The sequence below is a fragment of the Mesorhizobium sp. M1A.F.Ca.IN.022.07.1.1 genome, from assembly GCF_003997575.1.
Classification (GTDB): Bacteria; Pseudomonadota; Alphaproteobacteria; order Rhizobiales; family Rhizobiaceae; genus Mesorhizobium.
Window position 1 is genome coordinate 1 of the sequence record NZ_RZST01000737.1, and the last position, 472, is coordinate 472.

The 472-nt window shown below is 67.8% G+C and carries 1 protein-coding gene; it reads left to right on the forward strand.

Translation table 11 applies throughout. From position 1 onward, the window contains the following. A partial coding sequence (cysT, locus tag EOA75_RS33715) for a sulfate ABC transporter permease subunit CysT (protein WP_127326198.1) occupies positions 1–472 on the forward strand: 472 nt, incomplete at both ends.

Here is a 472-nt window from a genome sequence, read left to right on the forward strand (position 1 = left end):
TCGACGTGCCGTTTGCGCTGCCGACGGCGGTGGCCGGCGTCGCGCTGACGGCGCTGTTCGCCGAGAAGGGCTGGCTGGGGGCGCCGCTCGCCGCGCTCGGCCTCAAGGTGGCGTTCACGCCGGGCGGCATCTTCGTCGCCATGATCTTCATCGGCATTCCCTTCGTTGTCCGCACCGTGCAGCCGGTGCTGCAGGATCTCGACCCTGAAATCGAGGAAGCCGCGGGCAGCCTGGGGGCCAGCCGCTTGCAGACCATCGTTCGCGTGATCCTGCCTTCGCTCGCGCCGGCGCTGCTCACGGGCCTCGCGCTCGCCTTCGCCCGCGCGGTCGGTGAATACGGCTCGGTGATCTTCATCGCCGGCAATCTGCCCAACGTCTCCGAGATCGCGCCGCTCTTGATCGTGATACGCCTGTCCGAATTCCGTTACGCCGATGCGACCGCGATTGCGGTGGTCATGCTGGTCGTCTCCTT